This is a genomic window from Achromobacter dolens, from assembly GCF_902859745.1.
In the GTDB taxonomy this organism is placed as follows: domain Bacteria; phylum Pseudomonadota; class Gammaproteobacteria; order Burkholderiales; family Burkholderiaceae_B; genus Achromobacter; species Achromobacter dolens.
Genome location: NZ_CADIJW010000018.1, coordinates 55,708 through 77,005 on the forward strand (window position 1 = coordinate 55,708; position 21,298 = coordinate 77,005).

The following is a 21,298-nucleotide window of genomic DNA, read 5'->3' on the forward strand; positions in this document are numbered from 1 at the left end:
CGTTGTCATGGTCGTCTGGCGCGGCGGCGCAGGGGCCCGTGCGCTTCACCGACATGCTCGGCAACCCGGTCACGCAGGCCGCGCCTGCGACGCGCGCGGTCTCGCTGCCGATGCCGGGCGGCACGCTGTTGATGTCATTGGACGGCGGCTCGTCGCGCCACCTGGCGGGCATGCATCCCGACTCCTATGCGCGCATGGCCGACCCGGTGCCGTCGCGCCTGTTCCCGCACATGGAAAGCGTGCGCTCGGACATCACCCGGTCGGGCTTCGTGCCGAACGTGGAAACCCTGCTGCAGATCCGTCCCGACATGGTGTGGCAGTGGGGTCACATGGGAGACGACCTGATCGCGCCGCTGCGCAATGCCGGCCTGCCGGTGGCCGCGCTGCTCTACGGCACCGACGTGCGCACCCGCGAATGGATCCGGCTGATGGGGCATTCGCTCGGGCGGGATGCCCAAGCCGCCCGGCTGCTGGCGTGGCGCGACGAGGTGCGCGCGCAGATCCTTCGCGTCACCGGCGGCCTGCGCGCCGACGAGCGGCCGGGCGTGCTGTACCTGTCGCGCTACCGGCCGCAATTGCGCACCTCGGGCGCGGGCAGCAGTTTCGATGACGACATCCAATTGACTGGCGGGCGCAACGTGGCCGCGGCAGTGGTCGGCACCGGCCAATCGGTCGGCATCGAGCAGATCATGGCCTGGGCGCCCGATGTGATCCTGCTGAACAACTTCGAGTCGGGCCTGACGCCCGCCATGATCTATGCCGATCCGCTGTTCGCGGATATTCCGGCCGTGCGCAGCCATCGCGTCTACATGATTCCGGCCGGCGGCTATATCTGGGATCCCCCCAGCCAGGAATCGCCGTTGTACTGGCAGTGGCTGAGCCAGTTGCTGCATCCGAAGCGATTCGACTGGCCGCTGCGCGAGCGCATCGCGCAGGCCTACGCCTGGCTGTACGGCTATGACATCGACGCGGCCGATATCGACAAGGTGCTGCGCATGCGCTTGAACCACGGAGCCGCCGGCTATGACCGCCTGCGCTGAACGGAATCCCGCGCGGGGCGACGATCGGCGGCGCGCCTGGCCCTGGTGGCTGATGATCGCCGCGGCGCCGCTGTCGGCCCTGGCCGCGTTGTGCGTGGGGCGTTATGCCTTGCCGGCCTCTCACGTGGGCGCCGCGCTGGCCGGATGGGCGCTGCCCGACGGCCTGGCATCCTGGCTGCCGGCCGTCGCCGACGCCGAGCGCCGGGTGGTATTGCTGGTGCGCCTGCCGCGGGTGCTGCTGGCGCTGCTGGCCGGCTCCAGCCTGGCGCTGTGCGGCGCGGCCTTGCAGGGCGCCTTCCGCAACCCCCTGGTCGGGCCGCAGATCCTCGGCATTTCGTCCGGCGCCGCGTTTGGCGGGTGCGCGGCGATCCTGCTGTTCTCGTCGTTGTGGGCGACGCTCGGGCTGGCCTTTGCCGGCGGCCTGCTGGCGGTGGCCATCGTCTACCTGCTGGGCCGCTCGCGGGGGCGCACCACCATCCTGATGCTGGTGCTGGCGGGCGTGGTCACCAGCGCGTTCTTTTCCGCGCTGATCTCGCTGGCCACCTATTTTGCCGATCCCTACGACAGCCTGCCGGCGATCGTGTTCTGGCTGATGGGCAGCTTCGCCACGGCGTCCTACGTCAAGCTGGGGGCGGCGGTGGCGCCCATCGCGGCGGGCATGGGGCTGTTGTTCGCGCTGCGGTTCCGCATCAACGTGCTGTCGCTGGGGGACGAGCAGGCCAGCGCCATGGGGCTGGCGGTCGAGCCGCTGCGCTGGATGCTGCTGGGCTGCGCCACGCTGGTGGTGTCGGCCAGCGTGGCGGTGTCCGGCACGGTGGGCTGGGTCGGGCTGGTGGTGCCGCACATCGCGCGCATGCTGGTCGGCCCGGATCACCGCGCGCTGCTGCCGGCCAGCGCCTTGCTTGGCGGCACCTACATGGTGTGGGTCGATACCGTGGCCCGCAGCGCCACCAGCGCCGAGATTCCGCTGGGCGTGATCACCGCGCTGGTCGGCGCGCCGCTGTTCGCATGGCTGTTGCGCCGCACGCAGGTCAGGGAGGCGGGCCATGCTTGAAGTGGATCGCCTTGCCGTGCAGGCCGGCGGCCGCGTGCTGCTGTCCAACCTGACGCTGCGCGTGCCGGCCGGCGGCGTGCTGGCCGTGCTGGGGCCGAACGGCCGGGGCAAGACCACCTTGCTCAAGACGCTGCTGGGGGTGCAGCCGCCGGCCGCTGGCGCGGTGCGCCTGCGCGGCCACGCCGCCTATGTGCCGCAGCGCACCGATTCGCTGTTCGCCTACGACGTGCTGGCCATGGTGACCATGGGCCGCGTGCGGCACCTGCGCTGGTGGGCCTCGCCCGGCCCGGGCGACCGCGAGATCGCCCGCGAGTGCCTGCGCGCCGTGCGGCTGGAGCATCTGGCGGCGCGGCCGTTCCACGCGCTCAGCGGCGGCGAACAGCAGTTGGCCTGCATCGCGCGGGCCATGGCCAGCGCCAGCCCCATCATCGTCCTGGACGAGCCCAGCGCGGCGCTCGATCTGCGCAACCAGGACGTGATCCTGACGCTGCTGCGGCGGCTGGCGGGCGAGGGCATGACGGTGGTGTTCTCGACCCACCAGCCGCAGCACGCGCAGCACATCGCCGACCAGACCCTGTTGATGCATCCCGACGCCTGCGAGGCCGGCCCCACCGGACAGATGTGCACCGACGAACGCCTGAGCCGGCTGTACGGCTTGCCGGTGCGGGTAACCACCGTCACCGCCGACCGCCGCGAGGTGCCGGGCGTGATTCCTCTTTTCCATTGAATCCGATGAACACCATCGTCTATTTGAATCACTGGACCGGCGACGGTCCAGCCGCGTTGACCGGCGGCGATGCGCCGCCGGCCGTCGCCGAACCCCTGTACGCCCTGCACCGTCTGGAACTGGCGACGGTACGGGCCTTGCTGGTGCCGGCCAATACCGACCAGCGCTATCTGCTGTCGCAGCAGGCTCGGCTGGAGGCCTGGCTGCTGGCGGGCGGCACGATGGTGTTCAACGGCCACGTGGCCTATCCCTTCCTGCGCTGGCTGGCGCCGTTCGCGCCCGGCCCGGCGCGCGGCATCGAGGGACTGCGGCTGCACCGCGCCCAGGCGCATCCCGTGTTCGATGGCGTCGATCCGGAACACCTGACCTTCCGCCGCGGCGTGGCCGGCTTCTACGCGCGCGGCGGCAACCCGCCGCCGGCCGGCGCCAGCGTGCTGCATACGCTGGGGCCGGACGCGGTGCCGGTGGACTGGGTGCTGTCCTTGCCCGGCGGCGGCCGCCTGTTCACGCATTCCGGCAACGACATGTGGATGTATGCGGGCAGCGCGGACAGCACCCGCCGCATCGTGCCGCAACTGATCGACTGGCTGCGCGGGGAGGCGGCATGATCCACGACGCCCATTCCGTTTCGAACCGGCGCGCGCCGGTGATCGCCGCGCTGGACGCCGGCACCTACTACCACCATCGCACCTTCCACACGCCGGAACTGGCGGCGTACATCGACCGGGTGATCTACCTGCCGGAACTGGATGACGCCGCCCTGGAGGGCTGCGACGCCTTGATCGTGTCGTGCCGCATCAATCCCGAGCTGCTGGTGGCGCAGCGGGCGCGCTTGGCCCGCTTCCTGGCGGCCGGCAAGACGCTGGTGGCGATGGGCGAGACCGGCTCGCACCGCTGGCTGGATGGCGTGTGCTGGACCGATTGCGAAGTGAATTTCTGGTGGTGGAAGACGCCGGGGGCCGATCCCGGCCTGCGGCTGGCGGCGCCCGACCATTCGCTGTTCCGGTATCTGACGCTGGCCGATGTCACCTGGCACCAGCATGGCACCTATGCGCCGCCGCCGGGCGCGGTCTCGCTGGTCGACAAGGTCGACGCCGGATCGGTGCTGTACGAGGACCGCTGCAGCACGGCGGGCCGGCTGATCGTCACCTCGCTCGATCCGATGTACCACCACGGCAGTTATTTCATGCCGGCCACCAGCCGCTTCCTGCGCGGTTTCCTGCCGTGGCTGAAAGATTCCACGCCCGCCGCCTGAGGCGGCATCCTTCCGGCCTCCGGGCTATTGCGCTTTTTTCGTATGACTCATTCCTTCCCGTCCTCGCCCTTCGTCCGCGCCATCCTGCTGGCAGCCGCCAGCCTCGGCGCGCCCGCCATGGCCGCCGAGACCGCCGCGCAGCTTCCCGCCATTCGCGTCACGGCCGAAGACGCCGCCGTCGACGACGGCCGCCTGCATGCCATTGGCGCCGCGCCGCCGCCGGCGACGCTCGACCATACGGTCACGCAATCGGTGTCGGTGGTGGATCGCCAGGACCTCGACCGGCTCAGCGCCATCAGCACGCTCGAACTGTTGGGCAGAATTCCGAACGCCACCATCAATCTGGGCGGCGGCATTGGCGGCACCTTGTTCCTGCGCGGCATGGACACGCTCGATATGCGGGTACCCGTGTTCATCGACGGCGATCGCTTTCGCGGCCGCAACAAATTGCAGTTCATGCTCATCAGCCCCACCGAGCTGGAAGCGGTCGAGGTGGTGCGGGGGCCTGATTCGGCACGCTTTGGCAGCGATGGGCTGGGGGGCTTGATCAACTTCGTCACCAAGCGCGCCCGTGGCAACCTGGATCACGGGTTCACCGTGAACGGCGGCGAGGTGTCGACCACCTGGCAGAGCAATGGCAATGGCAGGCAGGCCAACGCGGCGCTGGAGGCGGCCGGCGATGGCTTCGACCTGCGCGTCTATGCCACCGGACGGCGCGCCGGCAACTTCCGCAGCGCCGAGGGCGCAGTGCCGAACAGTGATTTCCGCAGCGCGGGCGGCGGCATCGTGCTGGGCTACATGCCGGATGCGCGCCAACGTATCGAGATCAGCGGCCGCATGGCGCACGTCAACGAAGGCTGGGCGGGCACCGTGCCGCCCTATCCGCTGGCCAGAACGCGCAGCAATCCCCTGAACGTCAAGCAGGGAAGGCTGGCCTATCGGGGCGAGTTCGACGGCGCGATCAGCGAATTGCGCGCCAGCGTCTACGTCAACGAATTCGACACCACGCTGGTGGTGCACAACCAGGCCAACCCGGATCGCGTGCTGGACGTGCAGCGCCACGTGCCGGGGCCGCTGGCGTATGGGGGCAGCCTGGCTGCAACCCTTCCGTGGGCCAGTGTCGCCACCACGGTCGGCATGGATTTCATGCATGAAAACTGGCCCGGCCAGGAACGGCGCACACAGGTGACGCTGCGCCAACCGGACGGCGCCACCCGCATCGCTCGCGGCGACTGGGTGCCCAGCGGACCGTCCCGCTACCAGACCAATATCGGCGCCTTCCTGAGCAATGAGTGGACGATTTCGCCAAAGTGGACGTTGACCGCCGGCGGCCGCCTGGATTGGTACCGTTCCGATGTCGACCTTTCCCCCCTGCCGTCGCCCGATCTGCTGCCGGCGTTCCGCGCGGCGCGCAACAACCAGCAGACCGCCACGACCGGCAGCCTGGGGGTGTCGTATCGCGCTACGCAGGTGGTCGAACTGCTGGGCAGCGTAGGCAATTCGTTCCGCATGCCGTGGATCTTCGACATGTTCGACGCCGGCTTCACGGGCGCGAGCTATTCCTTCCCCAACCCCCGGCTCAAGCCCGAGCGCGGCACCAACGTGGACATCGGCACCCGCCTGCATTTCGAGGATGCCAGCGTTGGCCTGACCGCGTTCCGCAGCGATTTCCGCGACTTCATCGAGAACGTCAACACCCAGTACAACGGCCTGCCCGCCACCCAAAAGGCGAATGTGGGCAAGGTCCGGGTGCAGGGGGTGGAAAGCGACTGGCGCTGGCAGGTGACGCGCGCGCTCAACCTGTATGGCAGCGCCGGCTACCTGCATGCCACCAACCGCATCACCCACCGGCCGCTGCCCTCCATCGCCACGCTCAGCGGCCTGATGGGGGTGCAGTACGTCGGGCCGAATGACGCCTATGCATTCGGCGCCGAATTGCAGTGGGCCAAGGGGCAGGGCCGTTATGACGACCGCAAGGAATACCCGGCGGCCGGCTTTGGCGTGGTCAACCTGTCCGCGCAATTGCAGTTGGACCGGCTGGGCTTGCCGAGGGTGGGCAATACCCAGGCGGTGTTCAGCATCAACAACCTGTTCGACCGCGCGTATCGCACCGCCGCCACGGCGTCGAATGTCAATTACCCCATGACGGGCCTGAACCCGTTGCTGCAGCCGGGGCGCAGCGTCAATGTGACGTTGCGGACACGGTTCTGAGCCTGTCGCGCGGGGCCCTGTTGCCCCGCGCGCCGGCTTTCATCGCCGCCGCGCAAGGCGGCGTTTCTCCGGCCTTCGGGCTTTGCCTTTGCGTTCCCGTATGACTCATCCCTTTCCGCATTTGCCCCTGGTCCGCGCTTTCCTGCTCGCGGCCACCACCCTTGGCGTGCCCGCCGTGGCCGCAGAACCCGCGCAACTGCCTGCCATCCGCGTCACGGCCGGCGACGGCGCGGACGACGGCCGCCTGCACGCCATCGGCGCCGCCCCGCCGCCGGCGACGCTGGACCATGCGGTGACGCAATCGGTGTCGGTGGTCGATCGCCAGGACATCGACCGGCTCAGCCCCATCAGCACCCTGGAGCTATTGAGCCGGATTCCGAACGCCACCATCAACCACACGGGCGGCATTGCCGGCACGGTATTCCTGCGCGGCATGAACACCAATGACATGCGGGTGCCTGTCTTCATCGACGGCAATCGCTTCCGTGGCCGCAATACCCTGCAATTCATGCTGATCAGCCCGACCGAGCTGGAGCAGGTCGAGGTGGTGCGGGGGCCGGATTCGGCGCGCTTCGGCAGCGATGGGCTGGGCGGCCTGATCAACTTTGTCACCCGGCGCGCCCACGGCAATCTGGATCATGCATTCCAGCTCAATGGCGGCGAGGTGTCGGCGTCGTGGCGCAGCAACGCCAACGCGCTGCAGGCCAACGCCGCGCTCGAAGCCGCCGGCGACGGCTTCGACCTGCGCGTGTATGCCACCGGCCGGCGCGCCAGCAATTTCCGCAGCGCCACCGAAGAGGTGCCCAACAGCGGTTTTCGCGGCGCGGGCGGCGGCATCGTGCTGGGCTACATGCCCGACGCGCGCCAACGCATCGAGATCAGTGGCCGCATGGCGCACGTGAACGACGATGCCGCCGGCGCGGTGCCGCCGTATCCGCTGGCCAGCAGCCATCGAGATCCGCTGGCCGTCAAGCAGGGCAAGCTCGACTATGCCGGTGAATTCGACGGCCTGGTCAGCGAGTTGCGGGCCAGCCTGTACGTCAACGAATTCGACACCACCCTGGCCGCGCACAACGAGGTAAACCCGGCCCGGGTGGTCGACGTGCGCCGCCACGTGATCGGGCCGCTGGTCTATGGCGGCAACCTCGCCGCGACCCTTCCGTGGGCCAGCGTCGCCACCACGGTCGGCATGGATTTCATGCACGAAACCTGGCCGGGCCAGAAACTGCGCACCCGGACGACGGTGCGCCAGCCCGATGGCGCCACCACCCGGAACCGTGGCGATTGGATCCGCGGCGGACCGACCCGTTACCAGACCAACATTGGCCTGTTCCTGAGCAACGAATGGAACCCCGCGCCCAAATGGACGGTGAGCGCGGGCGGCCGCTACGACTGGTACCGTTCCGACGTTGGCCTCAGTCCGCTGCCGTCGCCCGATCTGCTGCCGGCCTTCCGCGCCGCCCGGAACAACCAGCAGACCGCCATCACCGGCAGCCTGGGGTTGTCGTACCGCGCCACCGAGGTGGTGGAACTGCTGGGCAGCGTGGGCAATTCGTTCCGCATGCCGTGGATCTTCGACATGTTCGACGCCGGCTTCACCGGAACCGGCTACACCTTTCCGAATCCCCGGCTCAAGCCCGAGCGCGGCACCAATGTGGATGTCGGCACCCGTCTGCATTTCGCCGACGCCACGGTCGGCCTGACGGCGTTCCGCAGCGACTTCCGCGATTTCATCGAGAGCGTCGACACGATGTATCTGGGGCTGCCGGCGACGCAGCGCGCGAACGTGGGCAAGGCGCGCGTGCAGGGATTCGAAAGCGACTGGCGCTGGCAAGTGACGCGCGCGCTCAACCTGTATGGCAGCGCCAGCTATCTGCACGCCACCGACCTGGTCACCCATCGGCCGCTGCCTTCCATCGCCGCGCTCAGCGGCCTGATGGGCGTGCAGTATGTGGGGCCGAACGAGGCCTACGCCCTGAGCGGGGAACTGAAGTGGGCCAAGGGGCAGAACCGCTACGACGAGCGCAAGGAATATCCCGCCGCCGGCTTTGGCGTGGTCAACCTGTACGCGCAACTCCAGTTGGATAAGCTCGGATTGCCACGGGCCGGCAATACCCAGGCCGTGCTGGGCGTCAGCAATCTGTTCAACCGCGCCTACCGTAGCGCGGCCACGGCCTCGAACGTGAATTACGCCATGACGGACCAGAATCCATTGCTGCAGCCGGGGCGCAGTTTCAACCTGACGCTGCGGACGCGGTTTTGAGGTTTTCCGGTCGCGGGAACCGAACCCGGCCGCGCCGGTCCATAGCCAACGGATCGGCCGCCGGCCAGTCCGCTTGATATATCAAGGAAGACCTCATGTTCGGAATTGGAATCGCCCTGGCCATTCTTGGCGCCGTGTGCGTGCACGCGGCGATCGGCACGCATCGCGCCGGGTGTGAGCGCCGCGACAGTTATGCCCTGGCGGGGCTGGGCATCGTCGCGGGAAGCGGCGGCGCGTTGTTGCTGGTCTAGGCGCCGCGCTGGCAGGCAGGCGGGCGTCCCGGCCTCGGGACGCCCGTTTTTTACCAGTAGTACTTCACCGACGCCACCACCGTGCGGCCGTTGCCGTACATGCACACGCCGTACGACTGGCAGCCGCTGACATAACGCTTGTCGAACAGGTTGGCGGCGTTCAGGGCGAAACGCCAGTTCGGCATTTCATAGTGCAGGCCGGCGTCGTAGACGGTGTAGCTGGGGATCTTCAGCGAATTGTCGGCCGCGCCCGCGGCCGAGCTCTGGTAGCGCACGCCCGCGCCGGCGCCGAAGCCTTCCAGCGGCCCGGTGCGCCAGGTCCAGTCGGCCCACAGCGAGGCCATCTGGCGCGGACGCGGGATGTCCACCGGCCACTTGCCCTGGGTCTCGTCGTTGGCCTTGGTGATTTTGACGTTCTGGAACACGTAGGCGCCGACGATGGACAGTTCGGGCGTGATCTTGCCCACGGCGCTCAGCTCGACGCCCTGCGAGCGCACCGCGCCGGTCTGCAGGTAGCTGCTGTTGGTCGGGTCGTTCGGGTTGTTGGTGACGACGTCGGTCTGCTTGATCTGGTAAATGGCGGCGTTCAGCGTCAGGTTCTTGCCGTCGGGCTGCCAGCGCAGGCCGGCCTCGATCTGTTTGCCCTGGGTCGGCTTGGCCCAGTTGCCGTCGGCCAGGCGCGTGTTCGAGACCGGGTTGAACGAGGTCGAATAGCTGACGTAGGGCGACAGGCCGTAATCGCCAAGATAGGTCAGGCCGACGCGGCCGGTGAAGGCCTGGTCCAGCTGCGCGGCGCGGGTGTCGGCCTCGCGGTCGTTCTGGCGGGTGCGGGCCCAGTCCTTGCGGCCGCCCAGCGTCAGCACCCAGCGGTCCCACTTGATCTGGTCCTGCGCGTACAGGCCCACCGTGTTCATGACGGTATAGGTGTCGGTGCGCGGGAAGGCGTTGGGGCCGTAGAAGATCGAGCGGTTGATCGGCGTGTAGACCGGGTGGTAGACGTTGAGCGACGGCGCCAGCGCCATCCATTCGCTGTCGATGGTGGACTGGCGGCTGTATTCCAGGCCGGTCAGCAGCGTGTGTTCGAGCGCGCCGGTGCGGAATCTGGCCTCCGCCTGGTTGTCGATGTCGAAACGGCTGTAGTTGAATTGGAAGCGGCCGGCATAGCGCGTGATCGTGGCCTGGGTCGGGTCGCTGTCATCCAGGCCGCCGCCCCAGACCGAACGGTTATTCAGCTGCAGGTGCATCAGGCGCGTGTTCTGGCGCAGGGTCCAGACCGAATCCAGTTTGTGTTCCAGCGCGTAGCCGACCGACCATTGCTTCTTGTGATAGTCGTTGAAGTCCGGCTCGCCGGTATAGACGTCGCGCGAAATGCGGCCATTGGGATTGGACAGCACCGTGCCCTGGGCGGGCAGGAAATTGGTGTTGATGTCGCCCCAGTCTTCCAGGTAGGTGGCCGACAGCGTCAGGCTGGTGGCGGCGCTGGGCTGCCAGCGCAGCGACGGCGCGAACACCACGCGCTGGTCCTTGTTGGGGCCGGTCTGGGCGTTGCCGTCGCGGCCCACGCCCAGGATGCGGTACGACAGCGTGCCGTCCTCGTTGAGGCTGTCGCCGAGGTCGAAACTGAGCTGCTTGCGGGCGTAGTTGCCGACCTGGGTCTCGATCTCGCGGATGCGCTCGCCGTTGGCCAGCTTGCTCTGCACGTCGACGATGGCGCCGGGGTCGCCCTGGCCGTACAGCACCGAGGTCGGGCCGCGCAGCACGGTGATGCTGTCGATCAGGTAGGGATCGACGCGCCAGCTGGCCAGGTTGAGCGTGTTGGGCACCTGCAGGCCGTCGACGTAGGCCGTGGGGGTGAAGCCGCGCAGGGCCGAATACCAGTCGGAACGGTTGTCCGAGCCATAGCTGGAGAAGCCGGGCACGTAGTGCAGCGCCTGGTTGATGTCGGTGGCGCCGGTCATCTCCAGCTGCTGCGCGGTGACCACGTTGATGGTCTGCGGGATCTCGTTGAGCGCGGTGTCGGTCTTGGTGCCGGTGCGGCTGCGGCGCGCCACCAGGCCTTCGATCGCGTCGCCCCGGGTGTCGCCATAGACCGAGACGGTGGGCAGCGTGGCGGTGTCGGCGGCGGGCGGCTGCACCACCGCGGTGTTGCCGGTGATGCGCGCGACCAGGCCCGTGCCGGCCAGCAGGCGGTCCAGCGCCTGTTGCGGTGTCAGGGTGCCGCTGATGGCGGGCGCGCGCCGGTCCTGCACCGCTTCGGGCAGGTAGTAGACCTGTAGATTGGTCTGGCGGCCCAGGTGCAGCAGCGCCTGCGCCAGTGACTGGGCGGGCAGGTTGATCTTGACGGCGGCGGCTTGCGCGTGGGCGGCGGACGGCGCGGCGCCCAGGGCGACGGCGAGGGCAAGGGTCAGGGTGCCGAGGGCGGCATGCAGCGGCGTGGCGCGGGGGCGCGGGAGGCGGGTGGGCCTGGCGGAAATCTGGGTCACGATGGCGCTCGATCGGGGCGGCGGTTTCCGTGAGGGAACCGGCCGGCGGGTTCATGCGGGGCGACAGCCTCCGCTTATCTGCTAAGAGCGGATCGGACGCCGAACCCCGTAATGATTCTCAACTCAAAATGGAAACAAGATGTATTTCCGGCCGGGCGGCGCGAGGGGGCGCGAGGCGGCGGCGTTGCAACCGGCGCGGTGGCGGTCGCCGAGTGGCGCTGGCGAGGGCGGAAAGCGGGAATGCGGGGGCGGGGCGCGGAGGGCGGCCTGGACTGAAGACGCGGCGCCGGGTCAGCGGGCGATGATGTCGCTGCCGCCGTCGGCGCGCGGCGTCACGCGCACGGGGATCAGGGCGGGCAGGGCGGCCAGGAAGCCGCGGGTGTCGTCGATGTCGAATACGCCGGCGATGCGGATGCCGCGCAGCGCGGCGGCGACCCGGATGGGCTGTTCGCGGTAGCGGTTGATCTCGTCCACCACCTGCGCCAACGGCACATTGTCGAAGACCGCCTTGCCCTGCCGCCAGGCGGTGAGCGTGGCCACGTCCACGGCTTCGGCCCGCAAGGCGTCGCCCGCATGGGTCAGGCTGACGCCTTGGCCGGCGGCCAGCAGCACCCGTTCGCGCCGCCACCAGGCGCCGGTGGCAACCTCGACCGAGCCGGATTCGACCGCCACCGCCAGCCGCTGGCGGTCATAGCGCACGTTGAAGCGGGTGCCGGTGACGCGCACGCGGCCCAGGTCGGTGTCGACGACGAAGGGCCGCGCCTTGTCCGGCGACACCTCGAACAGGATCTCGCCGGCGTGCAGCGCCACGTGCCGTTCGGCGCGGGTGTAGCGCACGTCGGCCTGGGTGGCGGTGTTCAGCGTCAGGACCGAGTCGTCCTGCAAGGCCACCCGGCGGCGCTCGCCGCGGGCGGTGGCGTAGGCCTGTTCGAACAGCGTCGGCGCCGGCCCCCAGAGCGGCCAGGCCAGACCGGCGCCGGCGGCGGCGCAGGCGGTGGCGGCCAGGCCCCAGGTCAGCCGGCGGCGTTGCGGCGATGGCGGGGGCGGCGCCGGCCGGCGCGAGAGCAGGGCGCGCAGGTCGCGGTCGGGCACGGCCTGGGTCAAGCCCCACACCTGCAGCATCTCCTGGTAGGCGCGTTCGTGCGCGGCGTCGGCCTGGCGCCAGGCCTCGAACTGGCGCCGTTCGCCGGCCGTCATCAGGCCGCCGCGGTCGCGCGCGAACCAGTACGCGGCGGCGTCCAGGGGATCCCTCGGCAGGTTGGGAACGGATGTCATGGCGAATAGGCGTGCAGCCGGGTGTGCAGGTGGCGCATGGTACGGGTCAGGTATTTTTCCACGCTGCTGACCGACAGGCCCATGTGGCTGGCGATTTCCGGCACGGTCCAGCCTTCCAGGCGGTGCCAGGCGAAGACCGCGGCGCAGGGCTCGGGCAGTTCGTCCAGCGCCTGCCGCAGCGCGCGCGACAGTTGCGCGGTGCGCGCGCCGGCCTCGGGGCTGTCCTGCGCGGGGTGTTCGTCTTCGTCCAGGTCGTGCAGCGGCACGGCGGCGCTGCGCACTTGTTGGTGATACTGGTTGGCCAGGCCGTGGTAGATGCTGCGGTGCAGGTAGGCGCGCGGATTGCGGATGGCCGAGACGTCGCCTTCCAGCATGTTGGCGATGGCGTCGTGGGCGGTGTCCTCGACGTCGCCGCTGGCGTGGCCTTTGCGCTTCCATGTGCCCAGCAGCTCGCGATAGTAGGCGAGCCAACCGTGTTCGGCGGGGCGGGTCCGGCGCATGCGGGGGCAACGTGGAAGGGACGAAGCCGCCGATTATTGCAAATAAGAATAATTCTTGTAAAGCCAGCCGGGGCGCGCGGGCTGCCGCCCCGGCTGGCGCCGCCGCTACAACGCGCGGCTATGCTGACCGGCGCCCAGCGCGCCGCCGCGCTGGCGGGCGGCCTCGCGCTCCGGCGTGGGCAGGTAGATCGCGCACAGCAGGTTGGCGCCGGCAATGATGGCGAACATCAGCGCCATCGGCTGCCAGGTCAGGCCGAAGGTGTGCGCCACCCACAGGCCCACCAGTGGCGTGGTGCCGCCGAAGATCGCGCCGCACAGCTGGAAGCTGAGCGAGATGCCGGTGTAGCGCATCTCCACCGGGAAGGCCAGCGGCAGGTAGGGCGCCAGCACCGCGTAGTAGGCGCCGATCAGGAAGATGGCGGAGAGGATGCCGATGGCGATGTTCTGGATGTCGCCGGTCAGGATCAGCATCATCATCGGCACGGCCCACAGCGTCGACAGCGCGGTGACCCAGATCAGGAAGCGGCGCTCGCCGACGCGGGTGGCGATGTACGAGGCGATCGGGAAGCTGATCAGCTCGACCACGCCGGCCCAGGTCACCACGTCCAGGATCTGGCTGCGCGTGATCTTCAGGTAGGTGGTGGTGTAGGTGATCATCAGGGTGGTGACGAAGTAGAACCCCGAGATGCCCAGCAGGCACAGGCCGATGCCCAGCAGCAGCGCGCGCTTGCGTTCGCGCAGCACCATGCTGATGGGGGCGGTGCTTTCCTTTTTCTTTTCCTTCAGGCGCGCTTCCAGCTCGGGGCTTTCGTTGACGCCGCGGCGGATGACGAAGGCCACCAGCACCAGCACGCCGCTGATGATGAAGGGCAGGCGCCAGCCCCACGACAGGAAGTCCTCTTTGGGCAGGTCGGACACCAGACGGAACACGCCGGTGGCCAGGATCAGGCCGATGGGGCTGCCGTACTGCGGCGCCGAGGCCAGGAAAGTGCGCCACTTGGGCGGCGCGTGTTCGGCCGCGATCAGCACCGCGCCGCCCCATTCGCCGCCCACCGCGATGCCCTGCACCAGCCGCAGCGCGACCAGCAGCACCACGGCGGCCAGGCCGATCGAATGGTATGACGGCAGCAGGCCGATCAGCGTGGTGGCCACGCCCATCAGCAGCAGTGTGATGACCAGGCTCTGCTTGCGGCCGACGCGGTCGCCGAGATGGCCGAACAGCACCGCGCCCACCGGCCGCGCGAAAAAGCCGATGGCGAAGGTGCCGAGCGAGGCCAGCGTGCCCATGAAGGGATCGTTGGTGGCGAAGAACACGTCGCCGAACACCAGGGCGGCCGCCGTGGCATAACAGTAGAAGTCGTACCACTCGATCATGGTGCCGAAGAAAGCGGCGGCCGCCGCCCTGACCGGCTGTCTGCGGCCATTCTGGTCTTGCATGGAATTCCCCTTGTTTGTCGCGGCTTTCCACGGTGGCGCCGCATTGGATACGGCGTTGACGATAGCAACTACTGGCTATATCTTGTATAGCCACAATCCAATCAGAGATAGGTCCACTTCATGAAGGAAGTCCTGCTCGCCGACCTGCTTTCCGGCGCGCTCTCGCGCGAGTCGGGCGACCCGCTGCAAAAGCAGATCTACGACATCGTGCGGCGCGGGGTGCTGGACCACACGCTGGTGGCGGGGCAGCGCCTGCCGTCGTCGCGCGTGCTGGCGCAGGAGTTGGGCATCTCGCGCATCACGGTGACGCTGGCGTACGAACGCCTGATCGCCGAGAACTACCTGAGTGCGCGCGGCGGCAGCGGCACCTTCGTAGAGAAGACCGTGGACCGGCCGCTGCTGCCGCCGGCCTCGCCCGAACACGTGCAGCGCCACGTGCCGGGCCTGTCCACGCGCGGCGAGGGCATCGCCGGCGGCGCGGCGGGGCTGGGCCAGCACACCGGCGCGTTCGTGCCGGGCGTGGCCGACGCCAGCCTGTTTCCGTTCCACCTGTGGCGCCGGCTGGTGTCGCGCCACCTGGGCAAGTCGAACCTGGCGCTGTCGGGCTACGCCAAGGACGGCGCGGGTTTCCTGCCGCTGCGCGAGGCCATCGCCAGCTATCTGCGGCTGGCGCGGGCCGTGGTGTGTGAGCCGGAGCAGGTCATCGTCACGGCGGGCACGCACCAGTCGGTTGATCTGTGCGCCCGTATGCTGACCGAGTGGGGCGACGCCGCGCTGGTGGAAAGCCCCTGCCACTGGGCCTTTCCGCCGGTGCTGGCGGCGGCCGGCGTGCGCGCGCATGCCGCCGTGCTCGATGATCAGGGCCTGGACCTGGCGGCCAGCAAGCTGCCGCGCCGGGCGCGGCTGTTGATCACGAGCCCGTCGCATCAGTACCCGACCGGCGTGGTGATGCCGCTGGCGCGGCGCCTGGAGCTGCTGCAGGCGGCGCGGGCGCGCGGCCTGTGGGTGCTGGAGGACGACTACGACAGCGAGTTCCGCTACGACGGCGCGCCGATTCCGTCGCTGCAGGGCCTGGACGCCGACGGCCGCGTGATCTACCTGGGCACCTTCAGCAAGACCATGTTCGCCGGCCTGCGCATGAGCTACATGGTGGTGCCGCCGCAGGTGGCCGAGTCGTTCTCGCGGGCCTGCGCCAGCATCTATCGGCCGGGACAGTTGCATCTGCAGGCGGCGCTGGCGGATTTCATGGCGGACGGCCATTTCTCGCACAACATCAAGCGCATGCGCACCGAGTACGCGCAGCGCCAGATCGTGCTGCGCGATGCGCTGGCGGCGCGGGTCGGCGACCAGGTGCGGTTGTCGCAGGCGCGGGCCGGCCTGCATGTGTATGCGCGGCTCGACCGCAAGGTGTCGGCGCCGCGCCTGGCCGAGGCCGCCCGCGACGAGGGCATCGTGCTGGGGCAGCCGCATTACCTGCCCGATGCCGCCAGAGCTGCGTCGCCCGCGGTGGTGCTGGGGTATGGCGGCGTGCCATGCGAGCGCATCGACGACGGGGTGGCGCGCTTTGCGCGGGCGCTGGGGCGGGCCGGGGAGAACCGGCCCGCGCGCCGGGCGCGTCGTTGAGCCCTGTCGTTGCGCCGAGGTGCCGGGTCGCCGCGGTGACGCCCGGTGATGCAACGCGGCGGCGAATCACGGGGATGGCCCGCCGCATCCGGCGGCTCCGTCTTGCTCGTGGGAGCCAGCGGAGAGGACGCGCGCGCCGCGCCGCTTTGCCGCCTACAGTTGCGCCAGGGTCTCATCCGCCGCCGCCAGCAGCAGGTCGGCGTGTTCCCGCGCGAACGGCAGTTGCGGCCGCAGCTTGAGCACGTTGCCGTGCAGGCCGGTGGCGCTGAGCAGCACGCGGCGCTGGCGCATCAGGTTGACGAAGCGGTGCGTCTCTTCCTTGGCGGGCGTCTTCGCGGCGCGGTCGCGCACCAGTTCGACGCCGATGAAGAGGCCGTCGCCGCGCACGTCGCCGATGAGCGCGTGGCGCCCGGCCAGCGCGCGGAAACCGTCGCGCAGGTACTGGCCGGTGCGGGCGGCGTTGGCCTGCAGGCCTTCGTCCTCGATCACCGAGAGCGTGGCCTGGGCCGCGGCGCAGGCCACCGGATTGCCGCCGAAGGTATTGAAGTAGCGCGCCTCGCGGCCGAAGCGTTCCAGGATGTCGGGGCGCGAGACCATGGCGGCGATGGGGTGGCCGTTGCCCATCGGCTTGCCCATGGTGACGATGTCCGGCACGAGAGCGTGGCGCTGGAAGCCCCACATGCACGAGCCGGTGCGGGCGAAGCCGGCCTGCACTTCGTCGGCGATGAACAGGCCGCCCGCGTCGCGGATGGCCTGCGCCGCCGGGGCCAGGAAGCCGGCCGGGTCGCTGTAGACGCCGTCGCTGGACAGGATCGTGTCCACCAGCAGCGCGGCCGGCTTGATGCCGTGGCGCCGCAGGTCGTCGATGGCGGCCTGCACCTGCTGGCCAAACCATTGCCCGAGGGTGGCCGGGTCGTGGCGGTAGCTGTCGGGCGCGGCCACGGCGCGGGTGTCCACGCCCAGCGGCACGGCCTGGCCGAGCGAGGGCGACACGGCGGCCACCGCGGCGGTGACGCCGTGGTACGCCAGTTGCGTGACGATGACGCCGGTGCCGCCGGTGTGGCTGCGCGCCACGCGCAGCGCGAGGTCGTTGGCCTCGCTGCCGGTGCAGGTGAAGATGACCTGCGACAGCGGCTGCGGGAACGTCGCCAGCAGGCGCTCGGCGTAGTCCAGCACGCCGTCGTGCAGATAGCGGGTGTGGGTGTTCAGCACCGCCGCCTGCTCGGCGATGGCGCGCACCACGCGCGGATGGCTGTGGCCCACAGAGGCGACGTTGTTGTAGGCGTCCAGGTAGCGCTCGCCGTCGGCGCCGTAGAGCCACACGCCTTCGCCGCGCACGATGTGCAGCGGCTGGTCGTAGAAGAGGCGGTAGGCCGGCCCCAGCACGCGCTGGCGGCGGGCGATAAGCTCGCGTTCGGCCGGCGGCAGCGCGTCGGCCGCGGCGGGGTCGAAGGCGTTGAGCATGGCTTGGTCTCGGCTCATACAAGAGTCTCCATCGGGTTCTGGCTGGCGGCCAGCAGGATGTCGCTGGCCTGCTGCCGGGGCAGGGCGTCCAGGCGCGCCAGGCCGGTCCAGGCCAGGCCGTTGTTGCGCAGGATGTACTGGCGGTTCTCGGGGTGCTGCTGCGCGCGCCAGCCGGTGATGGCCACCGTGATCAACAGGCGCGTGGCGATCAGGTCGGGCAGCAGCGCGATCTCGGTTTCGGTCAGCGGCAGCGTCTGGTGGTAGCTGGCCAGGCACTGGCGCAGGCCGGCCGACAGCGGGTCGGGCGCGTCGTCGAGCAGATAGGCGGCGGCCACGGCCAGGTCCTGCGCCAGCGGCGCGCGCACCATGTCGCCGAAGTCGAGCAGCGCCGCGATCTGTTCGGGATCGTCGCGCGCCACCATTACGTTGTAGGGGTTGAGATCGTTGTGGATGACCTGGCGCCGCAACCCGCCCAGGCGCGGCCGCAGGTCATTGGCGAAGCGTTCGAGCTGGCGCTCGGCCAGCCGGCGGCGGTCCGCCTCGGGAATCTTCGGCAGCAGGTCGGCGATGCGGTCGGCGTGCTGCAGGTCCCACAGCAGTTCGTGGTCGGCCATGGCGTGGTCGAAGCCGGCCAGGGCCAGGTCGAACTGCGCCAGGGCCCGGCCCAGCGCGCGGTACTGCGCCGGGCTGCGCGCCACCTGGTGCAGCGGCACGCCCTGCACGAAGGTCATCAGCCGCAATGCGCGGCGCGCGCCGTCGCCGGCGTCGTGCCAGTGCACGTAGTCGCCGTGCAGGCCAGGGATCAGGCGCGGCACCGGCGGCTCGCCGCCGGCCTGCATGAGGCGCAGTTGCGCCTGGGTGTGGAAGTCGGTGACCGCCGGGTCCTCGGCCGGGTGGGTGGCCTTGAGCACGTAGGCGCCGCCGGCGGCGTCGCGCAGCAGGAAGTTCTGGTCGCGCTCGCTCGACAGCAGCGTGGCCTGGGCCAGCAGGCCGTAGTGGTGTTGCGCCAGGGCCTCGGCCTGTGCCAGGGACAGCTTGGGCGGCTCGGCCGCGAACAGCGCCTGGCCGACGCTGGGGAGGTTGCCGCCGCTCATGCCCGACGCTCTTCCAGGCCGCACCACTCGGCGATGAACAGGGCGATGGTCTGGGTGACCTTGCGCACCGATTCCAGGTTGACCGCTTCGTCGTAGCCGTGCGGCATGCGGCATTCCGGGCCGTAGACGATGGCCGGGGTGTCGGCGTACAGGCCGTAGAAGCGGGCGTCGGTGGCGGCCGACGTGGCGTATTCGCGCAGCGGTTCGCCGAACACCTGCTCGTGCGCGGCGCGCAGCGCGGCCTCGGCCTCGTCGGCGTTCCGCAGTTCGTAGCCCTCGGCCATGAAGCCGTGGTAGATCACCTTGGGCGGATGCTTGGCCAGGAACGGATCGCGCGCCGCGGCCTGGGCCACGAAGGCCTCGATCTCGGCGCGCGCGGCCTCCAGGCTCTGGCCCGGATAGACCGCCACGCGCATGTCGAAGGTGCACCAGGCCGGCACGCTGGACGGCCAGTCGCCGCCGGCGATCTTGCCGAGGTTGAAACGGATGGGGTGGGGATGGTCGCAGAAGTGGCGGTGGTCGCACTTGTTGGCGTTCCAGCGCGTTTCCAGTTCGTCCAGCGCCTGGATCAGGAAGATCGCCTTCTGGATGGCGTTGGCGCCCGCGCCGGTGAAGGCGGCCGAGGCGTGCTGGGGGTCGCCTTCGACCTGCACCTGGAACCACATCGGCCCGACCTGGGCGCGCATCAGCATGGGCAGCAGCGGTTCCGGGATGAAGGCGGCGTCGGCGCGGTAGCCGCGCGCCAGGCAGGCCAGGGCGCCGTTGCCGGTGCATTCTTCTTCCACCACCGACTGCAGGAACACGTCGCCGGCCGGCGCCAGGCCGATGGCGGCGAGCGCATCCATGGCCGACAGGCAGGCGACCAGGCCGGATTTCATGTCGCCCGCGCCGCGGCCGTGCATCCAGCCGTCGACGATGGCGGGGTCGTACGGGTCGCGGCTCCATTGCGCCAGCGGGCCGACCGGCACCACGTCGATGTGGCCATTGAGAATCAGCGAGCGGCCTTTCAGGCTGCGGGCACGGTGCGCGCCGACCACGTTGTAGGCGTTGTCATAGGACACCGCCACCGGCGAAAAGCCGGGCAGGTGGCGGATGGCGTCGACGTCGATGCGCCAGCGGTCCACGGCGTAGCCGCGCTCGGCGTAGCGCGCCGCCATGAAATCCTGCGCGGTGGCTTCCTCGCCGCGCTGCGACGGCAGGCGTACCAGTTGCGCGGTCAATTCGGTCTGGGCCGCGAAGCCCGCGTCCACGGCTTGGAGGATGCGCTGGCGCAGCGCCGGGGTCAGTTCTGGCATGGATGTGCTCGAGGTTGACAGGGAACCCGGCCATGCTAGGGAAAATTGGATCGGTGAAAAATAGCCAATCCGGGTTATTTGATATAGCCACTTTTGGCGCACCGGGCCTGGCGACCCGGCGCGCCCTGCCGAACAGCGCGATCCTGCAGGCCATCGCCGAATCCGGCGGACGCCTGGGCCGCGCCGCCAAATGGCTTGGCATTTCGGCTTGGCATTTCGCGCATCGGCGACCGCGACTCCAGGCACGGCAATTGCTGGCCGGCACGATCATGCCGGCGTTGGCGTGCGCGCCAAGCGCTGCGACAATAGCGTCAGGCGGTCAATCCAACCACTGGACGGGGCGGCAGCGGCGCCCCGAAGGAGAGCGGCATCATGGCGACGCGAACCATCTGGAAAGGGGCGATTTCATTCGGGCTGGTGCATATCCCGGTGGGGCTGCACACGGCGACGACTGAATCGGGCGTGGATTTCGACTGGCTCGACAAGCGTTCGATGGACCCCGTCGGCTACAAGCGCATCAACAAGCGCACCGGCAAGGAGATCGACAAGGACAATATCGTCAAGGGCGTGGAGTATGAGGACGGCCAGTACGTCATCATTTCCCCGGACGAGATCGCCGAGGCCTACCCGCGCACCACGCAGACCATCGAGATCCAGCAGTTCGTGGATGCCGGCGAGGTGTCGTTCGTGTACCTGGAGCGGCCCTATTACGTCGCGCCGATCAACAAGGGCCAGAAGGTGTATGCCTTGCTGCGCGACACGCTGGCCAAGGCCGGCAAGATCGGCATCGCCAAGGTGGTGATTCAGACCAAGCAGCACCTGGCCGCGCTCATTCCGTCGGGCGATGCGCTGGTGCTGAACCTGATGCGCTGGGGCGACGAGGTCAAGTCCACCGAGGACCTGGACCTGCCCAAGGCGGGCGCCAAGGCCTCCGCGCCCAGCGCCAGCGAGCTGAAGATGGCGCGCATGCTGGTGGACGACATGTCGGGCCAGTGGGATCCGGAACAGTACAAGGACGAATTCAAGGCCGCGGTCATGGACCTGGTGGCCCGCAAGGTCAAGGCCGGCAAGACCGAGACGGTGATCGAGCCGCAGGAGGAAACGCCCGCCTATGCCGATAACGTCATCGACCTGACCGAACTGCTGCAACGCAGCCTGAAGGGACGCTCGTCCGGGAAGGCCGCGAACGGGGCGGGGAATGGAACGGGCAATGCGACGGCCAAGGGCAAGGCCGCGGCGAAGAAGACCGCGAAGAAGGCAGCCGCCCGGCCGGCGAAGAAGAAAGCGGCGGGCGCCAAGGCGGCCAAGACCCGCAAGGCGGCGTGA

Annotated in this window: 18 protein-coding genes; 11 read left to right on the forward strand and 7 right to left on the reverse strand. The window is 69.4% G+C overall.

The genetic code is table 11. From position 1 onward, the window contains the following. Nucleotides 1-38 precede the first annotated feature (38 nt). From HV783_RS15060 to HV783_RS15095, 8 genes are all read left to right on the forward strand, one after another. Nucleotides 39-1,040, forward strand: coding sequence for an ABC transporter substrate-binding protein (locus HV783_RS15060; RefSeq protein ID WP_054516234.1), 1,002 nt, complete (start codon nucleotides 39-41; stop codon nucleotides 1,038-1,040). Next, nucleotides 1,024-2,094: a FecCD family ABC transporter permease gene (locus HV783_RS15065; protein WP_254603909.1), complete on the forward strand. Its 1,071-nt coding sequence runs from the start codon at nucleotides 1,024-1,026 to the stop codon at nucleotides 2,092-2,094. Before HV783_RS15060 ends, HV783_RS15065 begins: the two co-directional genes overlap by 17 nt. Continuing rightward, nucleotides 2,087-2,821 (forward strand): ABC transporter ATP-binding protein, encoded by a 735-nt coding sequence (locus tag HV783_RS15070; RefSeq protein WP_054516175.1) that lies wholly within the window; start codon nucleotides 2,087-2,089, stop codon nucleotides 2,819-2,821. The genes HV783_RS15065 and HV783_RS15070 overlap by 8 nt, the downstream gene beginning before the upstream one ends. Nucleotides 2,822-2,826: 5 nt before the next feature. Then, nucleotides 2,827-3,429, forward strand: a complete 603-nt coding sequence (locus tag HV783_RS15075) for a hypothetical protein (protein WP_054443878.1) — start codon at nucleotides 2,827-2,829, stop codon at nucleotides 3,427-3,429. Next, the gene (locus HV783_RS15080; protein ID WP_175189403.1) at nucleotides 3,426-4,076 is read left to right on the forward strand and encodes a hypothetical protein; all 651 of its coding nucleotides are present in this window, start codon (nucleotides 3,426-3,428) and stop codon (nucleotides 4,074-4,076) included. Before HV783_RS15075 ends, HV783_RS15080 begins: the two co-directional genes overlap by 4 nt. Before the next feature lie 42 nt (nucleotides 4,077-4,118). Further along, nucleotides 4,119-6,287, forward strand: a complete 2,169-nt coding sequence (locus HV783_RS15085) for a TonB-dependent receptor (protein WP_175189404.1) — start codon at nucleotides 4,119-4,121, stop codon at nucleotides 6,285-6,287. 100 nt (nucleotides 6,288-6,387) lie between these two features. Then, nucleotides 6,388-8,550 carry a TonB-dependent receptor gene (locus HV783_RS15090; RefSeq protein ID WP_175189405.1) on the forward strand — a complete coding sequence of 721 codons (2,163 nt, stop codon included), beginning with the start codon at nucleotides 6,388-6,390 and terminating at the stop codon, nucleotides 8,548-8,550. Nucleotides 8,551-8,645: 95 nt separating this feature from the next. After that, entirely contained in the window at nucleotides 8,646-8,801 is a 156-nt protein-coding gene (locus HV783_RS15095; protein ID WP_156525777.1) for a hypothetical protein, read from the forward strand. A gap of 50 nt (nucleotides 8,802-8,851) precedes the next feature. Here the strand turns inward: HV783_RS15095 and HV783_RS15100 are convergent, their stop codons facing one another. From HV783_RS15100 to HV783_RS15115, 4 genes are all read right to left on the reverse strand, one after another. Next, nucleotides 8,852-11,095 (reverse strand): TonB-dependent siderophore receptor, encoded by a 2,244-nt coding sequence (locus HV783_RS15100; protein ID WP_437341322.1) that lies wholly within the window; start codon nucleotides 11,093-11,095, stop codon nucleotides 8,852-8,854. A 480-nt stretch (nucleotides 11,096-11,575) separates the two neighbouring features. Next, a complete protein-coding gene (locus HV783_RS15105; RefSeq protein WP_175189406.1) occupies nucleotides 11,576-12,559 on the reverse strand; it encodes a FecR family protein in 984 nt (327 codons plus the stop codon). Then, complete coding sequence (locus HV783_RS15110) at nucleotides 12,556-13,059, reverse strand: sigma-70 family RNA polymerase sigma factor (protein WP_006384744.1); 504 nt, start codon at nucleotides 13,057-13,059, stop codon at nucleotides 12,556-12,558. The genes HV783_RS15105 and HV783_RS15110 overlap by 4 nt, the downstream gene beginning before the upstream one ends. A 105-nt stretch (nucleotides 13,060-13,164) precedes the next feature. Beyond that, nucleotides 13,165-14,496 carry an MFS transporter gene (locus HV783_RS15115; protein ID WP_175189407.1) on the reverse strand — a complete coding sequence of 444 codons (1,332 nt, stop codon included), beginning with the start codon at nucleotides 14,494-14,496 and terminating at the stop codon, nucleotides 13,165-13,167. 120 nt (nucleotides 14,497-14,616) lie between these two features. Between HV783_RS15115 and pdxR the strand changes: the two genes are divergently transcribed. Continuing rightward, nucleotides 14,617-16,119: a MocR-like pyridoxine biosynthesis transcription factor PdxR gene (gene pdxR / locus HV783_RS15120; protein WP_175189408.1), complete on the forward strand. Its 1,503-nt coding sequence runs from the start codon at nucleotides 14,617-14,619 to the stop codon at nucleotides 16,117-16,119. A gap of 153 nt (nucleotides 16,120-16,272) precedes the next feature. Here the strand turns inward: pdxR and HV783_RS15125 are convergent, their stop codons facing one another. The 3 genes from HV783_RS15125 to HV783_RS15135 are packed head-to-tail and all read right to left on the reverse strand — an operon-like array spanning nucleotide 16,273 to nucleotide 19,972. Next, complete coding sequence (locus tag HV783_RS15125; protein ID WP_064524344.1) at nucleotides 16,273-17,601, reverse strand: aspartate aminotransferase family protein; 1,329 nt, start codon at nucleotides 17,599-17,601, stop codon at nucleotides 16,273-16,275. After that, nucleotides 17,598-18,677 (reverse strand): phosphotransferase, encoded by a 1,080-nt coding sequence (locus HV783_RS15130; RefSeq protein WP_064524347.1) that lies wholly within the window; start codon nucleotides 18,675-18,677, stop codon nucleotides 17,598-17,600. The genes HV783_RS15125 and HV783_RS15130 overlap by 4 nt, the downstream gene beginning before the upstream one ends. Further along, nucleotides 18,674-19,972 carry an ArgE/DapE family deacylase gene (locus tag HV783_RS15135; RefSeq protein WP_064524349.1) on the reverse strand — a complete coding sequence of 433 codons (1,299 nt, stop codon included), beginning with the start codon at nucleotides 19,970-19,972 and terminating at the stop codon, nucleotides 18,674-18,676. Before HV783_RS15135 ends, HV783_RS15130 begins: the two co-directional genes overlap by 4 nt. A 32-nt stretch (nucleotides 19,973-20,004) precedes the next feature. Between HV783_RS15135 and HV783_RS15140 the strand changes: the two genes are divergently transcribed. Together HV783_RS15140 and ku are read left to right on the forward strand one after the other, a co-directional pair. Further along, nucleotides 20,005-20,427, forward strand: a complete 423-nt coding sequence (locus HV783_RS15140; RefSeq protein WP_175189409.1) for a hypothetical protein — start codon at nucleotides 20,005-20,007, stop codon at nucleotides 20,425-20,427. Beyond that, nucleotides 20,345-21,298, forward strand: coding sequence for a non-homologous end joining protein Ku (gene ku, locus HV783_RS15145; RefSeq protein ID WP_006384468.1), 954 nt, complete (start codon nucleotides 20,345-20,347; stop codon nucleotides 21,296-21,298). The genes HV783_RS15140 and ku overlap by 83 nt, the downstream gene beginning before the upstream one ends.

Coding starts and splice junctions, on each gene's coding strand:
- HV783_RS15065 (WP_254603909.1), top strand. CDS start 1,024: ATGACCGCCTGCGCTGAACGGAATCCCGCGCGGGGCGACGATCGGCGG.
- HV783_RS15070 (WP_054516175.1), top strand. CDS start 2,087: ATGCTTGAAGTGGATCGCCTTGCCGTGCAGGCCGGCGGCCGCGTGCTG.
- HV783_RS15075 (WP_054443878.1), top strand. CDS start 2,827: ATGAACACCATCGTCTATTTGAATCACTGGACCGGCGACGGTCCAGCC.
- HV783_RS15080 (WP_175189403.1), top strand. CDS start 3,426: ATGATCCACGACGCCCATTCCGTTTCGAACCGGCGCGCGCCGGTGATC.
- HV783_RS15085 (WP_175189404.1), top strand. CDS start 4,119: ATGACTCATTCCTTCCCGTCCTCGCCCTTCGTCCGCGCCATCCTGCTG.
- HV783_RS15090 (WP_175189405.1), top strand. CDS start 6,388: ATGACTCATCCCTTTCCGCATTTGCCCCTGGTCCGCGCTTTCCTGCTC.
- HV783_RS15095 (WP_156525777.1), top strand. CDS start 8,646: ATGTTCGGAATTGGAATCGCCCTGGCCATTCTTGGCGCCGTGTGCGTG.
- HV783_RS15105 (WP_175189406.1), bottom strand. CDS start 12,559: ATGACATCCGTTCCCAACCTGCCGAGGGATCCCCTGGACGCCGCCGCG.
- HV783_RS15110 (WP_006384744.1), bottom strand. CDS start 13,059: ATGCGCCGGACCCGCCCCGCCGAACACGGTTGGCTCGCCTACTATCGC.
- HV783_RS15115 (WP_175189407.1), bottom strand. CDS start 14,496: ATGCAAGACCAGAATGGCCGCAGACAGCCGGTCAGGGCGGCGGCCGCC.
- pdxR (WP_175189408.1), top strand. CDS start 14,617: ATGAAGGAAGTCCTGCTCGCCGACCTGCTTTCCGGCGCGCTCTCGCGC.
- HV783_RS15125 (WP_064524344.1), bottom strand. CDS start 17,601: ATGAGCCGAGACCAAGCCATGCTCAACGCCTTCGACCCCGCCGCGGCC.
- HV783_RS15130 (WP_064524347.1), bottom strand. CDS start 18,677: ATGAGCGGCGGCAACCTCCCCAGCGTCGGCCAGGCGCTGTTCGCGGCC.
- HV783_RS15135 (WP_064524349.1), bottom strand. CDS start 19,972: ATGCCAGAACTGACCCCGGCGCTGCGCCAGCGCATCCTCCAAGCCGTG.
- HV783_RS15140 (WP_175189409.1), top strand. CDS start 20,005: ATGCTAGGGAAAATTGGATCGGTGAAAAATAGCCAATCCGGGTTATTT.
- ku (WP_006384468.1), top strand. CDS start 20,345: ATGGCGACGCGAACCATCTGGAAAGGGGCGATTTCATTCGGGCTGGTG.